General features: G+C 58.0%; 20 protein-coding genes. 6 read left to right on the top strand and 14 right to left on the bottom strand.

Annotation, left to right across the window (positions count from 1 at the left end; genetic code table 11):
- Window positions 1-24 precede the first annotated feature (24 nt).
- A complete protein-coding gene (locus WA237_RS18200) occupies window positions 25-708 on the bottom strand; it encodes a GntR family transcriptional regulator (RefSeq protein WP_336099391.1) in 684 nt (227 codons plus the stop codon).
- A gap of 123 nt (window positions 709-831) precedes the next feature.
- On the opposite strand from WA237_RS18200, the gene WA237_RS18195 reads away from it, so the two are divergent.
- Genes WA237_RS18195 through WA237_RS18170 form a run of 6 tightly spaced genes read left to right on the top strand, consistent with a single transcriptional unit; the run spans window position 832 to window position 7,326 of the window.
- Window positions 832-1,797, top strand: a complete 966-nt coding sequence (locus WA237_RS18195; protein ID WP_336099390.1) for an ABC transporter substrate-binding protein — start codon at window positions 832-834, stop codon at window positions 1,795-1,797.
- 53 nt (window positions 1,798-1,850) lie between these two features.
- The gene (locus tag WA237_RS18190) at window positions 1,851-2,918 is read left to right on the top strand and encodes a quaternary amine ABC transporter ATP-binding protein (RefSeq protein WP_336099388.1); all 1,068 of its coding nucleotides are present in this window, start codon (window positions 1,851-1,853) and stop codon (window positions 2,916-2,918) included.
- Complete coding sequence (locus WA237_RS18185) at window positions 2,915-4,420, top strand: ABC transporter permease (protein ID WP_336099387.1); 1,506 nt, start codon at window positions 2,915-2,917, stop codon at window positions 4,418-4,420. Before WA237_RS18190 ends, WA237_RS18185 begins: the two co-directional genes overlap by 4 nt.
- Complete coding sequence (locus WA237_RS18180) at window positions 4,417-4,755, top strand: GYD domain-containing protein (protein WP_073034615.1); 339 nt, start codon at window positions 4,417-4,419, stop codon at window positions 4,753-4,755. The genes WA237_RS18185 and WA237_RS18180 overlap by 4 nt, the downstream gene beginning before the upstream one ends.
- Window positions 4,752-6,371, top strand: coding sequence for an amidohydrolase (locus tag WA237_RS18175; RefSeq protein WP_336099385.1), 1,620 nt, complete (start codon window positions 4,752-4,754; stop codon window positions 6,369-6,371). Before WA237_RS18180 ends, WA237_RS18175 begins: the two co-directional genes overlap by 4 nt.
- Entirely contained in the window at window positions 6,361-7,326 is a 966-nt protein-coding gene (locus WA237_RS18170) for a CobW family GTP-binding protein (protein WP_336099383.1), read from the top strand. The genes WA237_RS18175 and WA237_RS18170 overlap by 11 nt, the downstream gene beginning before the upstream one ends.
- Before the next feature lie 40 nt (window positions 7,327-7,366).
- On the opposite strand, the gene WA237_RS18165 is transcribed toward WA237_RS18170, so the two are convergent.
- The 13 genes from WA237_RS18165 to WA237_RS18105 all read right to left on the bottom strand — a co-directional run bounded on the left by WA237_RS18165 (window position 7,367) and on the right by WA237_RS18105 (window position 21,191).
- Entirely contained in the window at window positions 7,367-7,963 is a 597-nt protein-coding gene (locus tag WA237_RS18165) for an amino acid synthesis family protein (protein ID WP_336099382.1), read from the bottom strand.
- Window positions 7,960-8,775 carry an alpha/beta fold hydrolase gene (locus WA237_RS18160; RefSeq protein ID WP_336099381.1) on the bottom strand — a complete coding sequence of 272 codons (816 nt, stop codon included), beginning with the start codon at window positions 8,773-8,775 and terminating at the stop codon, window positions 7,960-7,962. Before WA237_RS18160 ends, WA237_RS18165 begins: the two co-directional genes overlap by 4 nt.
- Window positions 8,768-9,844: an ABC transporter ATP-binding protein gene (locus tag WA237_RS18155; protein WP_336099380.1), complete on the bottom strand. Its 1,077-nt coding sequence runs from the start codon at window positions 9,842-9,844 to the stop codon at window positions 8,768-8,770. Before WA237_RS18155 ends, WA237_RS18160 begins: the two co-directional genes overlap by 8 nt.
- An 11-nt stretch (window positions 9,845-9,855) precedes the next feature.
- Entirely contained in the window at window positions 9,856-10,659 is an 804-nt protein-coding gene (locus WA237_RS18150; RefSeq protein ID WP_336099378.1) for an ABC transporter permease, read from the bottom strand.
- Window positions 10,659-11,483: an ABC transporter permease gene (locus tag WA237_RS18145; protein ID WP_336099376.1), complete on the bottom strand. Its 825-nt coding sequence runs from the start codon at window positions 11,481-11,483 to the stop codon at window positions 10,659-10,661. Before WA237_RS18145 ends, WA237_RS18150 begins: the two co-directional genes overlap by 1 nt.
- A 22-nt stretch (window positions 11,484-11,505) precedes the next feature.
- Window positions 11,506-12,585: an ABC transporter substrate-binding protein gene (locus WA237_RS18140; protein ID WP_336099375.1), complete on the bottom strand. Its 1,080-nt coding sequence runs from the start codon at window positions 12,583-12,585 to the stop codon at window positions 11,506-11,508.
- 48 nt (window positions 12,586-12,633) lie between these two features.
- Complete coding sequence (locus tag WA237_RS18135; protein WP_336099373.1) at window positions 12,634-13,686, bottom strand: LLM class flavin-dependent oxidoreductase; 1,053 nt, start codon at window positions 13,684-13,686, stop codon at window positions 12,634-12,636.
- Between the two features lie 9 nt (window positions 13,687-13,695).
- Entirely contained in the window at window positions 13,696-15,204 is a 1,509-nt protein-coding gene (locus WA237_RS18130; protein ID WP_336099372.1) for an aldehyde dehydrogenase, read from the bottom strand.
- A complete protein-coding gene (locus WA237_RS18125; protein ID WP_336099371.1) occupies window positions 15,204-16,187 on the bottom strand; it encodes a flavin reductase in 984 nt (327 codons plus the stop codon). Before WA237_RS18125 ends, WA237_RS18130 begins: the two co-directional genes overlap by 1 nt.
- A 94-nt stretch (window positions 16,188-16,281) precedes the next feature.
- Window positions 16,282-18,078, bottom strand: coding sequence for a helix-turn-helix domain-containing protein (locus WA237_RS18120; protein ID WP_336099370.1), 1,797 nt, complete (start codon window positions 18,076-18,078; stop codon window positions 16,282-16,284).
- A gap of 121 nt (window positions 18,079-18,199) precedes the next feature.
- Window positions 18,200-19,054: a phosphodiesterase gene (locus tag WA237_RS18115; RefSeq protein WP_336099368.1), complete on the bottom strand. Its 855-nt coding sequence runs from the start codon at window positions 19,052-19,054 to the stop codon at window positions 18,200-18,202.
- On the bottom strand, window positions 19,051-19,881 hold the full coding sequence (locus WA237_RS18110) for a metallophosphoesterase (RefSeq protein WP_336099367.1): 831 nt from the start codon (window positions 19,879-19,881) through the stop codon (window positions 19,051-19,053). The genes WA237_RS18115 and WA237_RS18110 overlap by 4 nt, the downstream gene beginning before the upstream one ends.
- 62 nt (window positions 19,882-19,943) lie before the next feature.
- Complete coding sequence (locus WA237_RS18105) at window positions 19,944-21,191, bottom strand: ABC transporter substrate-binding protein (RefSeq protein WP_336099365.1); 1,248 nt, start codon at window positions 21,189-21,191, stop codon at window positions 19,944-19,946.
- Window positions 21,192-21,262: the final 71 nt, after the last annotated feature.

Raw genomic sequence — 21,262 nt, 5'->3', positions numbered from 1 at the left:
TGTCTGCGGTGCGCCCCGAATGGATCACTTGCCGCCCTCAAAGCCCACGACCTTGAGTGTGAATTTTTCAACATAATCCACCAGACGCTCTACCGCCCTCTCCGCGTCTTCGGGATTGGCGTCGGCGATGGCCCCGGCGACGCGGGCATGGGCCATTGCCATGGCCCGAATATCGCCATGCTTCTTGTAATGAAGCAGCCAGAAGCGGCGCGAGACCCCCTTGACCGACTGCATGGCCTTCATCGCAAAGCTGTTGTCGGCGGCGATGCCGAGCAGCGAATGATGTTCGATATCGAGATCCATCATCGCAATCGCGTCCCGGCTTTCGGCATGGCCTTCGAATTTTCGTGAAATATCCAGAAACTGTGCACGTTGCTCATCTGTTGCCCGCGCGGCTGCGCAGCGGGCCAAGAGACCCTCGACTTCGCGGCGCAGCTCTTGGGCGCGAAACTGCAAGGTGATATCTATTGGGCAAATTTGGGCACCGCGTCTGGGAACCGTGTGAATAAGCCCTTGGTCCTGCAATCGCTGCACTGCGGATCTGACAGAGGCGCGGCTATGCCCTGAAGCTTTCATCAGGTCGGTTTCAGACACCCAGGTGCCCGGCGCCAACTCTCCGGTGACGATCAAGCGCTCGAGCGAGAAATACGCCTCTTCGCGCTGCATCAATGGGGGCTCTGTACCGGCCTTCAACTCGTTTTCCGACATGTTCTCTCCACCCTACGGGTCGTCAATATAGCCTGACATTTCACAACACGACAATCGCAATTCTTGACATGTCAACAATGCTTGGTAACATGTCAGTAATTAACAAACAACAGGGAGCTCATTATGAAACTGGTAAAAACAGGCCTCTTGGCGGGGGCGTTAAGTCTGGCCACAGCGGCGAGTGCCGTGGCACAGGATCTGGTCCGCGTGGCCGAGCCCAACTGGGCAAGTGGGCGCGCGATGGCAGCACTTATTTCTACGGTGATCGAGGACCGGCTGGGCGGTCAGGTAGAGATCGTCCCCGGCGGCAATGCGGTGATCTTTGCCGGGATGGATCGCGGCAAGGGCGAGATTGATGTGCATCCCGATGTCTGGATGCCGAATCAGGAGAACTTCACAAAGGAATATGTCGATCAAAACGGCACTGTGGCCCTGAGCGATCATGGCTACACAGGTTTTTCCGCATTCTGTGCCCCGCGCGAATTTGCCGAGAAGCATGGGATCAAAAGCGTCTTTGATCTCGCCACGCCAGAGGCGGCGGCCGCGATGGATCGTGATGGCGATGGTATGGGCGAAATCTGGCTCGGGGCGCCCGGCTGGACCTCGACCAACCAGAACAAGGTCAAAGCCCGTGATTACGGGATCTCCAACTTCTTCGAAGAAATCGTCGCCGAAGAAGAGGTCGCTACCGCGTCGATCTCTGATGCGATCGCCAAGGGCGAGGGCTTTGTCTTTTACTGCTATGCCCCGCATTACAACTGGTTCGTGTTCGACATGGTGCAGTTGGAAGAGCCGCCCTACGACCCAGCGAAATATACGATGGTCAATCCGAACGAAGATCCTGAGTGGTTCGAGAAATCCTCAATCACCGTGGGGGCCCAGGATAAATCCATCCATGTCGGCTATTCCAAAAGCCTGGAGACCCGTGCGCCGATGGTGGCGGAGTTCCTCAAGAACATCGCGATGGATGTCGACACCGTCAACGAGTTCACCAACGAAATTGTGGTCAAGCAACGTGACGGCCAGGAGGTCGCGCGGGAGTGGATCGCCGCAAACAGTGACCGCGTCGATGGTTGGCTGGGGCTGTGACGGAAGGTGGGGCGCAGCATCTGCGCCCCCCAGGCCCAAGGGAAGGATTTGATATGTTCGACACAGCCGGCAGCGCCTCCGACGTGATGATTGATCTGCGAAACGTCTGGAAGATTTTCGGGCATCGCTCGCAGGAGGCCATGCAGGCCGTGCGCGAGCGCAAGCTGACCAAAGCCGAGGTCCTCGACGAATTTGATTGCGTGGTGGGCGTGGCCGACGCCAGCTTTCAGGTGAAGAAAGGCGAAATCTTTTGCGTGATGGGCCTGTCGGGAAGCGGCAAATCCACGCTCGTCAGGCATATCAACCGCCTGTTGGAGCCCACGGCCGGTCAGGTGATCGTGGATGGGCAGGATGTCACCGCTCTTCGCCCCAAGGAGTTGGCCGACATGCGCAATCGCAAGATTGCGATGGTTTTCCAAGACTTTGGATTGATGCCGCATCGCTCGGTCCGCGACAATGTCGCAATGCCGCTCGAAATCAGGGGCGTGGCGCAGAATGCCAGATGGCAGGCAGCGCAGAACGCGCTCGATCTGGTCGAGCTGTCGCAATGGGGCGACAAATATGCGCATGAGCTGTCGGGTGGCATGCAACAACGGGTCGGTCTGGCCCGCGCCATTGCCGCCGACGCCAAGGTTCTCCTCATGGACGAACCGTTCAGCGCGCTCGACCCGCTGATCCGGCGCCAATTGCAGGACGAGTTCATCGCCCTGGCCAGTCAAATGGGCAAGACCACGGTGTTCATCACGCATGATCTGGATGAGGCCGTGCGCATCGGCGACCACATCGCCGTCATGCGCAATGGCGAGATCGTCCAGACCGGCACGCCGGAACAAATCATCATGGAGCCCGCAGACAGCTATGTCGCGGATTTCGTCGCGGGCATCTCGCGCATCAATCTGATCCGAGCGCATTCCTTGGTGTCGCCCCTCGATGGCCCTGCCGGAGCGATCCCGCCGAATGCGCTTCGCATGCCTGAAACCGCCACTTTGAAAGAGCTGATCATGGCGTCGGTCGAACATGATGCGCCGCTCGTGATTGATCGGCCAAATGGCGAGCCGCTCGGGATGATCAGCAAGAACGATCTTCTGGCAGGCATTATTCACGGGACAAATGACGGATGACACAGACCACCAATGATCCACTGCCGCGCGATGCCGTTCGCGCCTTTGTGAAGACGAGCAGCGATTACTACCAATCTCGGTTCCGCAAGATCGGAGACAGCGAGAAGACGGTCCTCACCTTCAACTGGGCCGCCGCTGGGCTCGGTGCGGTCTGGTTCGGCATGCGACACCTCTGGGCGCTGTTTCTCGTCTTTGTCGTCTTGGAAACGATCGCAATCGTTCAGATCGCTCGCGGCATCTGGGGCGATCTTGGCGCGCCGATCCTCGCGCGGCTGGAGGGGATCGAGAAAACCCTCGCGATGCGGCGGGAGCAGCTCAGCGACGCCATGGAGAACGCGCCCGACAAGGTCGAGACTTTCAAATCCGCGATTGCGTCGCTGGAAGGCGCTGTGCAGTCGATCCGGCTGCAGGCCGAGGCCGCGCGGAATGAGGCCCTCGCCCTTATCCTGTTCGGCATTGTGCTGTTGCTGGTGGTGAAGCTGGGTCAGGGATTGCTCGCCAATCCTGCGCTGCGGGCGCGCTATGTCCGCTGGCGGTCGCAGCCCTCGCTCAAGGCAGGGCTCACAGCGCCGACGATCCTTCTGGCATCGGGTCTGGCGCTTGCGACCTATCTCACCTGCGCCTTCAAACTCGGCTTTCCAGAGCAGATCCCGGCCCTGCAGAGCTTTCCGGCGGACCCCTCCGTTCAGAGCAGTGTCGCGACGCTCATCAAGGACTGGATGCGCGAAACCGCTCTGAGCACCGAATGGTTCTTTGACGGCTTGGTGCAGGTCATCAGCGCGGTTCTCGATACGCTTGAGACGCTCTTTGTGGAAACCCCTTGGCCCGTGATGGGCGGCTTTGTCATCCTGCTGACCGGCCTCTCGGCAGGCTGGCGCGGGGCGATCTTCTCGACCGCCGCCCTGGCCTATCTGGGCTATCTCGGGTTCTGGGAAAAAAGCATGCAGACCCTGGCGCTTCTCGGGACCGCAGCCTTCATCTCGATCTCGCTCGGGATACCGCTTGGGGTGCTCTGTGCCCGCAATCCAAGGCTCTATACCTTTGTGCGGCCGGTTCTCGATTTCATGCAGACCATGCCGGCCTTCGTTTATCTCATCCCGGTCATCGCCTTTTTCGGCACGGGCAAGCCCGCGGCGATTGTCGCCACTATGATCTTTGGCGGGACGCCGGTGGTGCGCCTCACGGTTCTTGGTCTGCGCGGCGTGCCGGAAACAGTGCGAGAGGCCGCGATGGCCTTTGGCGCCTCACGCACCTACCTGCTGTGGAAAGTCGACCTGCCGCTGGCCGCGCCGTCGATCATGGCCGGGATCAACCAAACCATTCTGCTGAGCTTGGCGATGGTGGTCATCGCCTCTCTCATCGGGGCCAAGGGGCTCGGCGAGGACGTTCTTGAGGCACTGCAATACGCCTCCGAGGGACAGGGCATTCTGGCCGGCATCGCCATTCTGTTCTGCGCGATGATCCTCGATCGCATCATTCAAGGAAAAGGAAAGAAATCATGACCGTCACCGTTGCAATGCTCATCAAATACGAAAACGAACGAAAGGCCGAGATGCTCGACCAGGCAAGCGACCGCGCCGAGGTGTCGCGCAATGCCGTGGCGGCCATGGGCGGGCGTCTGCTGCACGCCTTTGGCACCTGCGGCGAATATGACATGTTGTTCATCTACGAGATGCCGGACATGGCCACCGTGGCCGCCAATATGCATCTTGCCGAGGCGACGGGCATGGCGCGCTATCACAAGGTCATTCCTCTGTTCTCGAATGAGGATTTCGTGGCGTCTCAGGTCAAGGCCGGCGAGCTGCGCGACAGTTACAAGGCAGTCGCACAATCATGAGCGGGACATTGTTTTATGGCGGGACCATCGTCACGCAGGATCTCAAATATCCCGCCCCAGAGGCCGTGCTGATTTCCTGCGGCAAGATCGTCGCGGTCGGAGATTTGGCGGACATTCAGCCCCGCGCCGACAAAGCGACAGTAAAGCACGATCTCGCGGGGCAGACACTGCTTCCGGGCTTTATCGAGGCGCATTCCCATCCCATTTGGGCCGCCAAGACACGGGGCGCGCCGGTGGTGGATGTCCGGGCCAACATTGTCCCGACCTATGCCGCATTGATCGGCAAGATCAAACGTCGGGTCGCGGTTGCCGACCCTGGCGAGCATCTCCTGTTCTTTGGGCTGGATGCCCAGCTACACCCGGATATGGAGGCCCCGACGCGGGCCTTTCTTGACGCGCTCGCGCCCGACAATCCATTGGGAATACAGACATCGAACTGCCATGCTCTCTTTCTCAATTCTGCGGGCTTCAATGCCTGCGGGATTGACGAAACCACACCGACACCGACCGGATCCATCATCGAGCGCGATGAAAATGGCGTGCCCACCGGCAAGATTGCCGAAGCCGTGACATGGACCGCCCTCGAGAGTTTCTATGAGGCCTGGGGCGCGCGTCGCCTCGCCGAGGAGGTCGAGCAGCAGATACGCGCCTTTGTGGCCAATGGCATCACCACGGTGACCGAACACCTCTACATGCCGTTCTACAAGGCGAGCTATATGGCGGCGCTGACCCAAAAGCTGCCCTTGCCGAGGGTGGCCTGTTACCAGCAAGCGACGACACCCGATATGCGGGTTGAAAAGCTCACCGATGCGGATGACCGCCTCTGGATGGCGGGGGTCAAGATCCATGCCGACGGCTCTCCGTTCATCGGGAATATCTGGCTGACCGAACCTTACCTGTCGAATGAGATCACGCTTGAGCGGATGGATCTCAAACCCGGTCACACCGGCGGGCCAAACTATCCCCAGGAGTATTTCGAACGCATGGTCCGAGAATATTTCTCGGCCGGCTGGCAGATGACGGTGCACACACAGGGCGACCGGACCATCGACATGGTCCTCGACCTCGTCGAAACATTGCTCGAAGAGATGCCGCGCCCTGATCACCGCTTTCGGCTGGAACATTGCGCCCTGATGCGGCGTGACCAGATCCGGCGGGCGCGCGATCTGGGCGTGCAATGCAGCTTTTTCATCAACCACATCACCCATTGGGGCGCCCCGATCGAAGATGCCCTGTTCGGCCCCGAACGCGCCGCCCATTACATGCCGGCCGGGTCGGCCGTCGCCGAAGGGATGCGGATCTCGCTGCATGCCGACACCCCGATGACCGACGCCTCGGCGCTCGATCTCATGCAGGCTGCGGTGACGCGCCGGGCGGCCGATGGGCGCTGCCTTGGCGAGGGAGAGCGGCTCGACATCGAAACGGCGTTGAAATCCGTGACGATTGACGCGGCCTATCACATTGGGATGGAAGATCAGCTCGGGTCGATCACACCGGGCAAACATGCCGATCTGGTCATTCTCGGCGCGAACCCGTTGGAGACCGAAGGCGACCGTCTTGGCGAAATTCCGATCTCTTCCACCTGGCTCGCCGGAGAGCGCGTCTATGGTGAATGACAAGAGTCCAATCCCCATCCCGCTGGCAACGGTTGGCGGATTTCTTGGATCGGGCAAGACAACCTTGATCAATCACCTGCTGAGCCAAGCGAACGGGCGGCGCTATGTCGTGTTCGTGAATGATTTCGGGGCGATCAATATCGACCTGCAATTGGTCGAAACCATCGAAGACGACCGCATATCCTTCTCAAACGGATGTGTCTGCTGCACCTTGAACGATGAATTCGTCGGTTCGGTCGCCGAGATGTCGAAACGACAGGACCGGCCCGATGCCATCCTGATCGAAGCAAGCGGCGTGGCAGATCCGCGCGCGCTCGAGGCGTCCCTATCGGCGCTGGAAGCGGCCAATCATGTGCGGCTCGAAACCGCCCTCTATATCGTCGATGCGGGATGTTTTGGACAGCGCGACTATGCCGAGGTCGAAATGCTCATCGACCATGCCGCGACAAGCGATCTGGTTCTCTTGAACAAATCAGACCTGGTGACCAAAGAAGCGCTGGACGCGCTTCTAAAAGAGTTCTCGGTTGCCGCGCCCTATGCCGCGACGCTGGCCACCGTCCAGAGCCGCGTCTCGCCCGCGCTTTTGTTTGGAAATTCAGACAGACCGACCCGCCCGGAGGCCAAGGCAGGGCAACACAAGCATCCCGATTATCATCACTGGCACTACAGCGGCCGCGACCCGATGACACGCGATGCCCTGCTAGAGCTCACAAGAATCCTCCAACAGCATTTCTTCCGGATCAAGGGCATCGTCCAGTCGGCCGCAGACCCCACCATCTGGCTTTCCTTGCAGGTTGTTGGGACACGGGCGGTCATCGGGCAATTGCCGCAGGGTTTCACCGGCAAGGACGCGGTGGAAATCGTGGGGATTGGCATCGGTCCAGAGATGCGCGGCAACGAGCTCGATCGCAGTTTGGCAGCGTTTGAAAAGACCCTGAAACCAACGCCGGCCTGATCCGCCGGGCGCTGACATTTGAGCGGGACAACGTAGCCCGTTACAATGGCTTTACAGTCTGGTCATGCGCCAACTCTTCCATGTCTTGATAACGATCCCCGATCCGATGGTGCGGCCTGCCCCCGGTTGCAACACCAATTGCAATCAGGATCTCATCCGGCCCTGGTGCATCAGCAATGTTGAATTCAAGCGTCAGGAAATGCGACCGCGCGCCGCCCTCGGTGATATGTTTAAGGGGCATGGTGATCGAATTCCCCGGCCCGCCTCGTTTGTTAGAAAAGGGAATGAATTCGCTACTTTGGACAGCATCTCTCAGGAAATTTCCAAACCTTAGCGTGTGAATAAGAGCAGAACCGTGCTCAATTTCACCATTTACTCCCACGATGGCGGACTTACCGAAAGCTTGGACGTTATAGCCCCCACCAACCAATGGCATCAGTCTCCCCACCATCTCTTTACCAAGTACTGGGGCGAAGGCGTGGATTTCAGGACGCAGATCCTCCACGAACCGGCCGGCCCACGGATTGCTCAACACGGCGGCAACGCCAGCCATACGCAAAGGTGTCGCGGCGGGTTTGGTGCCTTCAATCAGCGTGTCTTCGACAAACGCCACGTACTTACGAACTTCAGGTGTCATGTATTCTCAGCCTTTGTGGGAGAGTTGGAGCAAAATCTTGTAAGGAACGGCCCCACCAAGGCCGCGATCTGATCGGGGGCCTCAAGCAAAACCGAGTGTTTCAGCCGGGGCAAAATATGTATTTCGGACCCAGCAATCTGTGAGTGGATGAAGTCAGCCATACGAGGCGATGAACCGATATCGTTTTCACCGGTTATGATTAGCGTTGGCACGGTAACACGGTGTAATTCCTGTCCCAGATCGCTTTGAGCCAGCACGCGGTATGCTGCGACATAACAATTTGGATCATTCTGAAGAGATTTCTGTCGCCGCTCCTCAAGCACATCGGGATTGGCAGCCACAAACTCGGGCGTAAACCAGCGGTCCACAGCATTGGCGAGATGGGCGACAGCTCCGCTCTGCGCAAGAATATCGGCGCGCTTATTGACCCGTTCTTGCTCTTCGGCTGTGCGCCCGGCGACCGTTGAAATTAACGTCAGACACTGGACCCGTTCAGGATGAGTGAGGGCGAGATACTGCGCCACAAGCCCGCCAAGTGAAAACCCCACCACAGCAACACGGTCAATCCTGAGATGATCGAGCAGTGCAAGCGCATCTTCCCCAAGCTCGCTAAGGTTGTAAGGCCCCGGAGTTCGTCGGGACGCACCATGACCGCGCTGATCGTAACGTATTATACGGCGCTTGGACGCAAGGTGAGACAGCACACCATCCCAGCTTTCGAGATCGGCACCGACGCCGTGTATGAGCAAAACCGGCGGGCCGCTTCCTTCGTCGCGAAAGTTTAACCCCACCTCGGGTTTAGGCTCAAACATCCGCCAGAATCCTCGCGTCCTGAGTACGGAAAACGATGTCCGCTTCACTACCTATCTTAAGTTGGGTAGCCTCGGCTTGCGCGGCCTGTTCCAGAACCGTCACCTCGGTGCCATCATTCAACGCGACGATGGCTTTGCGGGATTGCCCCAGGTAGATCAACTCTTTCACCGTCCCTTGTAGTGCGTTGTCATAGGAGGTCTGGGCGTCCGCCGGCCGGACGCGCAAGCGCTCCGGGCGAATGGCTAGGACGGCTGCGGCACCGTCCGACAATCCCTCGCCAATCGCGCCCCGCAAGCCACGCACCAAAGCCGTAGCGCCGTCAGATTTTTCAATTTTTCCGCTGAGGAAGTTCGTTTCACCGATAAAGTCGGCTACAAACTTGGTCTGGGGGGCCTCATAGAGCTCGCGCGGCGTTCCGATCTGTTCGATCCGACCATTGTTGAAAACCGCGATCCGGTCGGACATCACCAAGGCTTCTTCTTGATCATGTGTGACATAGAGCACTGTCGCGCCGAGGTTCTTGTGCAGATGCATGATCTCGATTTGCATGTGCTCTCGCAATTTCTTGTCTAGTGCGCCCAGCGGCTCATCCATCAGCAAAAGCTTTGGCTTGAAAACCATCGCTCGCGCCAATGCAACACGTTGCTGTTGCCCACCGGACAGTTCCTTGGGAAGTCGCGCACCGAAACCGGCCAGGCCCACCATTTCAAGCGCCTCGTTGACCTTAGTGCGGCGGTCTGCCTTGGCGACTCCACGCATCTCGAGGGGAAAGGCCACGTTCTGTGCAACAGTCATATGAGGAAACAGAGCATAGTGTTGAAACACCATGCCAATGTCACGCTTCCACACCGGTATCGGATCAAGGGCCTTGCCCTGAAGGCTGATGTGGCCCTCGGTGGGTTCGGTAAATCCCGCCACCATCATCAGAGTCGTTGTCTTACCGGATCCAGACGGGCCGAGAAAGGTCACAAACTCGCCGGGTGCGACGTCGAGATTGATATCCTTGGCCGCATCTACGGAACCATAGGCCTTTCCGATCTGCGCAAGTTTTAGAATTGGGTCAGTCATTTAGTCAATCCTTACAGTCCGGGGGCGCGGCCGGAGCGCCGACGCGCCAAGCCATCAATCAACAGAGCCAAGAGTGAAAATGAGAACAAAACCGTTGCGATGGCAGCAATTGTCGGATCGGTATCGCCCTTGATGTTCGACCACATCTGTACGGTCACCGGTCGCACCCGCGGGGTAGACAAGAAGAGGGATACGATCAATTCGTCGAATGAAATCACCATCGCAAACAGCAATCCAGAGAGAACGGATGGTGAAATCAGCGGTAGAGTGACACGACGGAAAGCCGTCCAAGGCGGGGCACCGCAATTGGCGGCCGCATCCTCGAGCCGCTTGTCAAAAACCGCAAGGTTGGCACTGACCGTGGACAGCACGAAGGGCAGTGTCAGAATGACATGTGCGATGATGAGCCCGGGCAAGGTGCCATAAAGGCCCCAGATGCGAAACACCCCGAAGATTGCCGCAGCCGTGATGATCACCGGTATGATGAGCGGTGCCATTAGAACAGCCCGGATCGCCAACGCCCAGCGGGATTTCATTCGGCTAAGCGCGAGCGCCGCAGCTGTGCCGAAAACGGTGGCAATGATTGCAGCGGGTACAAGTATCTTGATCGAGGTCCAGAGGGCTCTTGTCCATGTTGGGTTGCTGAACATTTTCTCATACCACTGCAGCGAGAAGCCGGGGGGCGGGAACGTCAGGAAAAGAGCGGAGCTGAAGGAGATCACCAATGTCACCACCAAAGGGGCGAGCATATAGATGACCAGCAACACATTGATCACACCGCGCAGACCACCCCAGAATTTTTCAGAGTGAAACATCAGAAGCGTCCTCCGCGGAATTTGAGCAGTGCGTTGATGAAAACAAAGAGGAGCCCGGTGCCGACCAGCAGGACGATGGCAAGCGTTGAGGCCAGAGCCCAGTCGCCAAACTCGTCGATGCGTTCAAAGATCAGTTGCGCGATCATGATATCGCCCCGTCCACCCAGCAGGGCGGGTGTGATGAAATAGCCAAGCGCGATAATGAAGACGAGCATGGAGCCGGTCATGAGACCTGGCAAGCATAGCGGCAAGTACACTCGGAGGAACGCTCGGATCGGCGTTGCACCAAGGTTCGTCGCTGCGCGGAAATAAGATCCGTCAACGCGCGCCATGACAGAGAACAGCGGGAAGACCATGAAAGGCAACAGCACCTGAACCATGCCCAGCAATACCCCAAAGCGGTTATAGACAAGGTCCATGGGCTCGGCGATCAGGCCGATCCCCGTCAAAAGGTCATTGATGATACCGCCGCGTTGCAGGATCACCAGCCATGCGAAAGTGCGCACCAGAATGGAAGTCCAAAACGGGATCAGGACCGCAAAGATCAGGATCCTGCGTACGAATGGTTTAGAATGGACCATTGAATAGGCCACCGGAAAGCCGATCAATGCACAGATGATCGTTGTCGTGCCCGCGATTGCCACGGTGTTCCACAAAACCCCTAAGTAAATAGTTTTCGTAAAGATGGTCTCATAGTTCTGAAACCCCCAGACGGGTTCGGAGACGCTACGCTGTAGCAGCCAACTGACCGGATACAGAAAGCAAACCCCCACCAGAATAACTGCTGGTAGCAACAGCCAGATGTAGCGGTTTTTTAATATCATCACGCGGCGCCTCCGAAACGGTTCAGGTGAGTTTCCACTCGGTCCAGCGCTCTGTCAGCGCTTCCAGATTATCACGCCAGTAGTCGGCGCGGATCAGGAAACCCTTGGCCTGATTTTCCTCGGAAGTGGCAAGCCACGGCAAAACATCGGCGTCCACTTTGGCAAAGGCTGCGGGGTTCACCGGTGCATAGGCCAGTGTGTTGGCCATCAACGCCTGATTGTCCGCGTCGGCGGTTGCATTCATGAAATGCTGGGCGACTTCCGTGTTCGGTGCGCCCTTGGGGATCACCAGATAATCAATCGACCGGATGTTTTGGTTCCAGTTGATTTCCACCGCCGCACCTTTGCGGTTCACATCAAAGGCGCGCCCGTTGAGGATGACGCCAACCCCGACTTCTTGATCAACAAAAAGCTGCTGACTCACCGAGTTCGAGCTGTACCAGATCACGTGATCTTTGATGGTATCTAGTTTGGCGAAGGCGCGATCTATATCAAGTGGGTAGAGGTCATCAGGGGCGACGCCATCGGCCATCAGGGCGATCTCCATCATCGGATAGACCCGATCCCGTAGGGCACGTTTGCCCGGGAACTTTTCTACATCAAACACATCCGCCCAGCTTTGCGGCACGTTATCGCCGACAACCTCAGTATTGTAACCGATGTTGTAAGACCAGACGATACAACCGATCCCTTTGGGGTGCACGTAATCCTGATCCAGTTCGCTGGCATCAATGATGTCGAAGTCGAGGTCTTCAAACAGGTCCTCATTCGCAAAAAGGAAGGTGTCTGTGACATCGACAGTATCCCAGATCGGCTCGCCTGCTTCGACCATGGTACGTAGCTTTGAGCCACTCATCGGCCCGTCCTGAACAACGGTTGCGCCGGTAGCTTCCATAAACGGTGCACAATAGGCGGCCTCCTGAGCCGCCTGATAGCTGCCACCCCAGCTGGCGAAGACCATCTCACGCCCCGAAAGATCGACTGCCGCCCAGGCCGGGCGAAAACCTGCACCCAGAGCCATTAGTGAAGCAGAAGAATAAAGCCCGAATTTTAGGAAGCTGCGCCGTTTCAAGCCAGCGGTTCTATTCATGTGGTTTTTCATTTCGTTCCCCTGTTGTTATGCGTTGGATTCCTCTAGCGGCCCCTTTTATCAGGCCGCCATTTCTTTGGCCTTGAAGTGTGGAATTACCTGTTCACAGAAAAGCTCGACCGTGCGTACCGCAACGTCATGCGGCAGACCAAAGGTCGGCCCGATCATGATGTGATCAATGCCAGTTGCCTGATAGCGTTCCAGTTTTTGGATGATCTCGTCGGGGGTGCCAATCAATAGGTTTTCCTTGAGACTCTCGGCTTGATACTCGCCTCGTGCGGCCACAGTGTCGAAGTCGACCGGCTCAGGGAAACCGTCCTTAACCGTCCCCGAATTCTTGAACAGGTTTTCGAAGTTCCGCCCGAAATCCACGACAGACTTGACCGCTGTATCCAGAACTGACGGATCATCATAAACACAGCAGACCCGCAAGGTCGCATGGTGAAGGTTTCTGGGGTTTCCGGCCTCTACCTTGGCCGCCTGGAACTTGTTTTCCAGATCCTCGATCTCGGAGAAATCCTTGCGCAGTGCGGTGGACATGACATTGCAGTTGTTTTTCAATGCGAATTCGAACGTGTTCTGATCGCGCGCCGCGACCCAGATCTGCGGCGGTCTGTTCAGAGGTTTCGGGACGCAAGCGACCGAAGGAAATTGCCATATCTCGCCCTCGTGGGCATAATCCCCCTCCCAAAGGCGCTGCACCGCCGGAATGATCTCTCGCAAATAGCGACCACCCTCGCCTTGTGGCATACCATCGGCCATGCGGTCGAACTCATACTGATAAGCGCCGCGACCAAGCCCCAGCTCCAGCCGCCCGCCGGTCAGGATGTCGCACATCGCCGCCTCACCCGCTAGCCTGATCGGGTGCCAGTAGGGCGCGGCCAATACCGCTGTCCCAAGACGTGCATTTTTGGTATGGTTTCCCCAATGCGCCAGCAACTGGAACGGATTGGGCGAGATCGTCAGTTCGATCGTATGATGTTCCGCGGTCCAGATGATATCAAACCCGCCTTGGTCCGCGATTTTCACGAGATCAAGCGCCTCTACTGCGACGACATCCATGCTTTTTGACCTATCGAACCGGGCCATGTTCACAATGATGGAAAACTTCATGCTGAGATCCTACTTATTGATGCGCATCACAAAGGCGTCCTGTTGGGCGCCCGAATAATCGATGACAACGGTCTTGATGCGGCTGAATTCTTCGATGGCGGCAAAGCCGTTGTGTTTGCCGTAGCCCGATTCCTTGAACCCGCCGACGGGGGACATAACTGAAGGGCTGCGATAGGTGTTGATCCAGACCATTCCGGCCTCGATCCGGCGCATGAAGCGCAGCGCGCGATTAAGGTTCTGCGTCCAGATTCCCGAGGCCAGTGCGAAATCACTGTCATTGGCCTGCTCCAGAAGATCTTCTTCGTCCCGAAACTTAAGAACCGACAATACGGGGCCAAAGATCTCTTCACGAGCAATGCGCATGTCATTGGTCACATCCGCAAATATCGTAGGTTCGACATACCATCCGTTACCCAAGCCTGAAGGGCGTCCTCCGCCAAAGACCAACCGTGCACCCTGCTCTTTCGCGCTGTCGACGAATTCGGCTACTTTTTCCACCTGCGACCAGAGCGCCAATGGCCCCAGTTGCACGTCATCGCGCCGCGGATCGCCGATCCTGATAGCACGAGCTTTGTCGATGACCCTCGTCAAGACCTCGTCATAGACGCTCTCTTGTACAAAACAGCGTGACCCGGCCACACAGGTCTGCCCTGCCGCAGCGAAAATTCCCGCGACGACGCCATTAGCGGCGGCATCGAGATCGGCATCGTCGCATACCACATGGGGCGATTTACCACCTAGTTCCAAGGTTGCGGGTGTCAGGTTTTCTGCGGCGTTTCGGGCAATGATCCGCCCCGTGGCTGGGCCGCCGGTAAAGTCGATTTTGGCAATGCCCGGATGCGAGATCAGGGCGTTGCCCGCACTGTGACCGTATCCCGTCACGACATTGAAGACACCATCGGGGAAGCCCGCTTCGCTGAACATTTCGGCAAAGGCGATTGCTCCGGCAGAGGCATGTTCAGACGGCTTAACCACAATCGTGTTGCCACAGGCTAGTGCGGGCGCAATCGCGCGTACCATCATATAAAGCGGCGAATTCCACGGGATGATTACGCCGATCACACCTAGGGGTTCGCGCATCGTAAAGTTCAGCATATCCGGCTTGTTGACCGGAATCGTCGTGCCCTCGATCTTGTCCGCCATCCCGGCGAAATACCGTAATCCGACGGGTAGAGCCTGGGCCAGCGCACGCATCTCACGCAGTAGTTTGCCGTTATCCTTCACCTCTATTTCAGCGATGCGGTCGATATTCCGCTCGAGGATTTCAGCCAGTTTTAGCATCAGCAATCCGCGTTGACTTTGGGTTAGATCGCGCCAAGCCGGGTTGCGCATCGCGCCATTCGCGGCAGCAACAGCTGCATCCACCTCTCCGGTCGTGCAATCGGACACCCGGCACCAGGCCTGACCCGTCGTGGGATCAAAACTTTCGATCTCCGCTCCGCCGGATTGGCGATACGTGCCCCCGATGCTGATCGGTAGGCAGGTGCCTTGCATGGTTTCGACGGTGAACTCGGACATTATTGGTTTCCCTGCTCGGTCATGATTTTGCTCCACGGTGTTGCATTGCGGTCGATCGGATTAATCTGGCCGGCGCTCGTGGTGCCGTCGACATAAAGCCCGAAACGGGCTTCGCGGAATTCAGTTTGGTATCGCCGCAGCACCGATCGCACCGGTTGCGGGCTGATTTCCTGAAGAGGCAGATCCTTCACCGGGAAAAGCGCGAACTCCACACCTGCGGGGCAGAGCTCCATTTCTCCCTGAAAGATCATCCACGTGGCATTTCCCGATGGAGCGTCGAAAACCGAGTAGAGAAAGCCAAGTTCAGCGCCGACCCCCTGCATTGCCAGCAAATCCTCTAACTCCGCGCGCCCTTCGCGAAACCCGTTGCGGACGCCGCCCATCGGCAAGCACCACCCTTCCGGGGTCTTCTGCAAAAGAACCTGACCCTGATATTCAAGCAAGCAGCCCACGCGGACACCCCCATGGTGCGAGACCGACTCGGCGGTTGCCTCGACCAATCCAAGATCAAGATAGTGACCGCGCAAATAGGCCAAAGGCCGCGCTTCGATCTGATCGAACTCGGCCACCCGCCCGATCAAAATAACATGGTCACCCGCATCGACTATGTTGTCAGTTTCGCAATCGAACCAAGCAACTGAGCCGTCAATCAAGGGATTGCCTAGCCTGCTGCCACACCATGCGGTCTCGCCGAAGCGGTCTGCACTGCGGCTGGCAAACCGCGCAGAGACATCCTTTTGCACCTCACTGAGTATGTTCACAGCGAAATGGCCAGATTGCGTAAAATGCTCGAGATTTGATGAACTCTTGGCCAGACATACCAAAAGCAAGGGGGGATCGAGCGATACAGAAGTGAAAGAATTAGCAGTGAACCCGATTGGATCGCCTTGTGCAGTCGTGCTGGTAACTACGGTCACACCGGTCGCGAAGCTCCCAAAAGCTTGGCGTAAGCGAAGTAAAGCATCGTTGTCTTGGACCGCCATCTCGTGCTCTTTCCATTCCAATTCTCAATGAGACTAGGATGAAAATTATTGAGAGGGCTTCCACTTGATCGCTCTAGATCACAAATCTTATTTCCTACGATTGATAGGAATTTTTGAGCTTGAGCAAGCGTAGAGCTAGATCGAGCTCAAAACACCTATCAGAATCGTCGAAGTTGATCCCATGAAGGTCTGACAATTGCTCCAGCCGATATCGCAACGTGGTGACGTGGATCTTGAGCGCATCGGCCGTTTCTTGATGGCGCCTTCCCGACCGTAGAAATGCCGCGAGCGTCTCGCGGGCAATAACAGCCTTGCGGGTCTCGGCCTTAAGGGCTTGAGGGATCATTCGCTCAACAAAACCATTGGCCCTAGCAAGATCGGTTGACGCCATTAAGTGAGGAAATTCACCCATATTCATTGGACTAATCCAACCTTCGAGCCCCATTGACCGCGCTACATCAAGGGTGCTCAGGCAAGTCTGCCTAGCATCTGGCAAAGCTTCGAGAGATGCCACCCGTCCCGACATGACCATTTGGAATTTTGTCGGCAAAACAGGTTTGATTCGTGAGAGAAAGTCTGACTTGCGCTGCCTGGCTTCGTCTCTTTCGTCGCTCAGCAATAGAACCAAATCCCCTTCTAGAAAGCACGAAATGACCGTGCCGAACGTCGCCTGAGCACTACGTTGAATGAAACTGTGACTTCCGTCGTCGACACTTCCCGCTTGAGGAAGCCTTAGGACCAGAAGCTGCATTGGCACCTCTAGGTCAAAGTCTAAAACATGCGCTTCGTCGAAAATCTCTTCTCGATCACGCCAGTCGCCCAAAAGAAGCCGCGACATCAACCTACGGGCTGTCACCCGGCGTGATCGGAACTCGATGAAACTGCGCAAGATGTAGGAGGACAAAGCCAGCCGTCCAGCCTGCGCGGCAATGCGTTCATGATCGCTGAGCTGCTCAACCTGAAAGAAGAACAAGGCACCAACATGGCTTCCGTCGATATGCAAAGCACTCACCTCTGCGCTCACAGTGTCCCCAGAAATTTGAAGGTCAACAGCAGCTTCACTTGGATAGTTTTGCGCATCCAGAGCGGCCCGTACCAAATCATCGGGGGCGCGACGCGTCTGTGACAGCTCAAACGGCGGTGGGGCGGCGGGGTCAAAAAGCGCTCTACCCGATGTCAGGTCAACCGCCAACCACCCTGTCGGGAACAGGCTACTGAGGCCGGTCGCAAGAGCATCAGTCGCTTCTGAATCTAGGGTCTTGTTTAATGACGCGGTCATATTCTCGAGGATTGATTTCAGCCTCTGAGCCTGCTTCCGCTCTTTCTCGATCTTTCGGATTTTACGCACCGCGATACTTGTCAGTTCGGCCACGCATTGCAAAAAGCCAAGATCTTCTGAGCTCACGTCGACGACGGTTCGGGAGGCAACCGAGTAAACCATAGCTCTCTTCTGTGCGTCGCGTACATCTAGGGGAATCATCACAGTGGTATGGTAGCCGCGCCTGCGTGCATCCTCACGAAACCCGGGAAATTCATCTTGTTCAGCAGCATCTCTTATTACTAAGGGCGCCCCAAGTTCTAGCACTCGTCCGACCGGACTCAATCTCGCATCCCAGCCAGAGCCTTTCAGACTACTGCTATCTGTCTGTGGGTCGTGCCGGACGATGGGTATTGCCAAACCCGCTTCCTGATCTAGCACCTGTATGCTGCTGATATCCCATTCGGAGTGGTCACAGACGCCTTTGGTTAACAAGCTATAGGTTTGTTCGGCACTGCGGCTCTCGTCGATGACGCGAGCGAGCTTTGCGATATTCAGGAACTTTCGGTTAGCGGGGTAAGCTGACTTCGCCTGCAACGGTTTCTCCTTTGCCTTCACGAATGTAACGGCCATTCGTAGACCCTTGCTTCACCTTCGTATTGACCGAAGCAATGCAAGGCCCGAGCTCCAACATAGAGCGCACGATCAGTCAAACCTAGCATTCAATTCGACAGCTGCGCCCGCCGCTCGATGGTCACAGATCGTCAAAGCCCCGGTGGGTCATCTCCAGCTGATAGCGCCGCGTGTCCTGGCCCTCGGGCGCGTGTAGCGGAAACCGGGGTGCGGCGCTCGCGAACTCATGCAGATGCACCACGACCTGTTCCGCGTCTAGCAGCACGACGCCATAGGCCGGCGCCTCGAGCGTGCCGGGAATGGTCTCAGGCCCTGCCGTGAGATCGAGCGCCACCTGATGGTTGAGCCCGCGCATGCACGAAAAGCTCAACCCGCGCCAGTTGCCAAAGACCGCCCGGTGCAAATGGCCGAAAAAGAGGTGACGAATGCGCGGCAGATGCGGCGCGATCACCTCATAGAACGGATCGGCGTCCTGCATCCTGATCGCGTCCATCCCGGCGATTCCGACGCGAAACGGCGGGTGATGCATGAACAGCAGCACCGGCCCGTCACAGGTGGCAAGCTCGGCGGCGAGCCAGTCGCGCCGGGCGGCGCAATAGCTCCCGGCATGGCTGCCGGGGCGTTTCGTGTCGAGACAGATCGCCCGGCCTTGCGCCGTGTCGAACGCATATTGCACGAAGCCATGGCGGTCGCGCGGCAGCTCGGGAAACTGGGCCGCGAGGGCCTCGGTGTCGTCATGATTGCCGACCATGAGATGCAGCGGCACCCGCAGCCGGGCGATCTCTGCGTGAAAGGCGCGATAGGCCTCGGCATCGCCCCAATGGGTCATATCGCCGGTGAGCATGACAAAATCGGCATCCCCATGCTCGGCATTGATACTGTCCACCGCACGGGCCAGACGCCGCGCCGGATTGGCACCAAAGAGCGTCCGACCGCCGCCGATCACATGGGTGTCGGTGAGATGGATGAATTTCATTCCGCCGCCTCATGCGGTTTCGCCCAATCGTCCCACCCGGTGCCCGACAGCGTCACCGGCCCGTCCCAGTCAAAGGGCACCTGATGGATGATCGTGCTGCCGCCCTCGATCAGCACCACGCAATAGGCCGGGCTCAGCGCCGCGCTCTTGAGATACCGGGGCTCGGCAAGATCGGGGATCGACTGATTGCCGGTCGAGGGCACGCTGGCAAACTGCACACCCTGATAGCAGCCATGGATCGGCGCATGGACATGGCCAAAATGCAGATAGTCGATCTTGGCGCCATATTCGGCCAGCAACGCGGCAAAGCCGGGCCGGTCCTCAGCGACAAGCGCGATCCGGTCCTCGGCAGGCAGGCCCAGAAGCATCGGGTTGTGATGCAGGAACAGGCGCGCCCGGTCACAGCCCGCAAGCTCGGCCGCGAGCCAGTTCCGGCGGGCGGCACAGAAATGCCCGGCATGGGTGCGCTCGCCCGTGCTGTCGAGATAGAGAAACCGCGTGCCGTCGATCGTTTCGGCATGGTTCACAAAGCCGTTCTCATCGGTGGGATGGTCGGCAAACACCGCGCGGAAATTGGCGCGGTTGTCGTGGTTGCCGATCATCAGCCGCACCGGAATGGGCAAGCCCTGCAGCGCCACGCGCAGCGCCTCATAGGCCGCCGGTTCGCCCCAATGGGCGAGATCGCCGGTGATCACGATCCGCGCCGCATCGGCGTGATCGGCAAGGATATGACGCAGCGCCCGGTCAAAGCGCGCATGGGGGTCGTGGCCGCCCATCTCTTCGCCCGGAACGGTGAGATGGATGTCGGAAATATGGATGATTTTCATAACAGTGCCTGTGTGGAAAACGGCCGCGCACGGGGCTGCGCGCGGCCGGGTCAGGGGATGGCTCAGCCGTTCGGCAGAAGGTCGGAAACTTCTTCAACCAGCTCTTGCTGCAGCTCTTTCATATCGGTGGCATCGCCAGTGACGATACGTTCGATCCCGTCGTAGATCACCTGCGTGATGGCGAGACCGTTATCGCCGGGATAGGCCAGCCAGTCGCGCAGCAGCGGAAGCTGATCCACGGCGGTTTTCTTGTTCGGGTTGGCCTCGTAGAAATCGGCGAGGATCACTTCGTTGGCGGCTTTGTTGGGCGGCATGTAGCCGGTGGTCTTGGCCACTTCCGCGGCGCCTTCGCCCGAGGTGATGAACTTGATCCAGGTCCAGGCGGCCTCTTGCACCTTGGGATCGTCCGAGGTCGAGGTCAGCACCGCGGCATTGCCCCCGGCAGGCAGGCCCTTGGGGGTCTCGCCCATGCCCGGGAAGGCCCCGGTGACCAGCTCGAAATCGCCCTGGCTGCGTTCGACCGCGCCAAGCGCCGAGGTCGACCAGAACATCATGCCGATCTCACCGGCGGCAAAGGACGACAGCGCCGCTTTCCATTCGATGTTCTGCATGTCGCATTTGGTAAAGATCTCTTGCATCTGCTCGAGCGCGGCCAGCGCCTCGGGACTGTCGAGCGCCATGCGGCCATTGTCGACGATGGGCTTGTCCTGGCTCCACATCAGCGCCTGCAGGAACCAGTTGCCGGTGACGCTCCAGCCCCAGAAGATCGGGTTGTCCACGCCATTGGCCTTCATCTTTTCACAGACGGTGATCACCTCGTCCCAGGTGGTGGGCAGGCTTTCGACCCCGGCGGATTTCATCATGTCCATGTTGTAATACCCGACCGGCAGCGAGACCGAGAAGGGCAGCCCATAGACCGCGTCATCGAAGGTCGACAGCGACAGCATCGCGTCGTGATAGCCGTCCTTGGCGAAATCCGCCTCCTTGGCGATGAACGGTTCGAGCGATTTGGCGATGCCCTTCTCGACAAGGATCTGCTGACGGTTGAGGCCCTGCATGGTCACATCAGGCAAGGTGCCCGAGACCGCTTCGCGCAGGATCGTGTTGGTGCCGTCTTCGTAGGATTCGTAGGTGGCGCGGAACTTCACGTCGATGTCCGGATGCTTCTCTTTGAAGGCCGGCATCATCGCCTCATAGGTGACGTCGAACAGGTGGCTGTAAGAATAGGCGAATTCGATGGTCACGTTGTCCTGGGCCATCGCGGTGCTGGCACTCAGGGCCAACGCCATTGCGGAGATAGTGGGTTTCATGGTTGATGTCCTCTCAGTCCTGACTTGGAGCGTTTGCGTTTGGCGATGCACGCTCCGGGGAGATCCCTCGC

This window comes from Roseovarius sp. CH_XMU1461 (assembly GCF_037027165.1).
Taxonomy (GTDB): Bacteria; Pseudomonadota; Alphaproteobacteria; order Rhodobacterales; family Rhodobacteraceae; genus Roseovarius; species Roseovarius nubinhibens.
The sequence above is the reverse complement of the archived record's forward strand: the minus strand, read 5'-3'. Positions and strand labels throughout refer to the sequence as shown.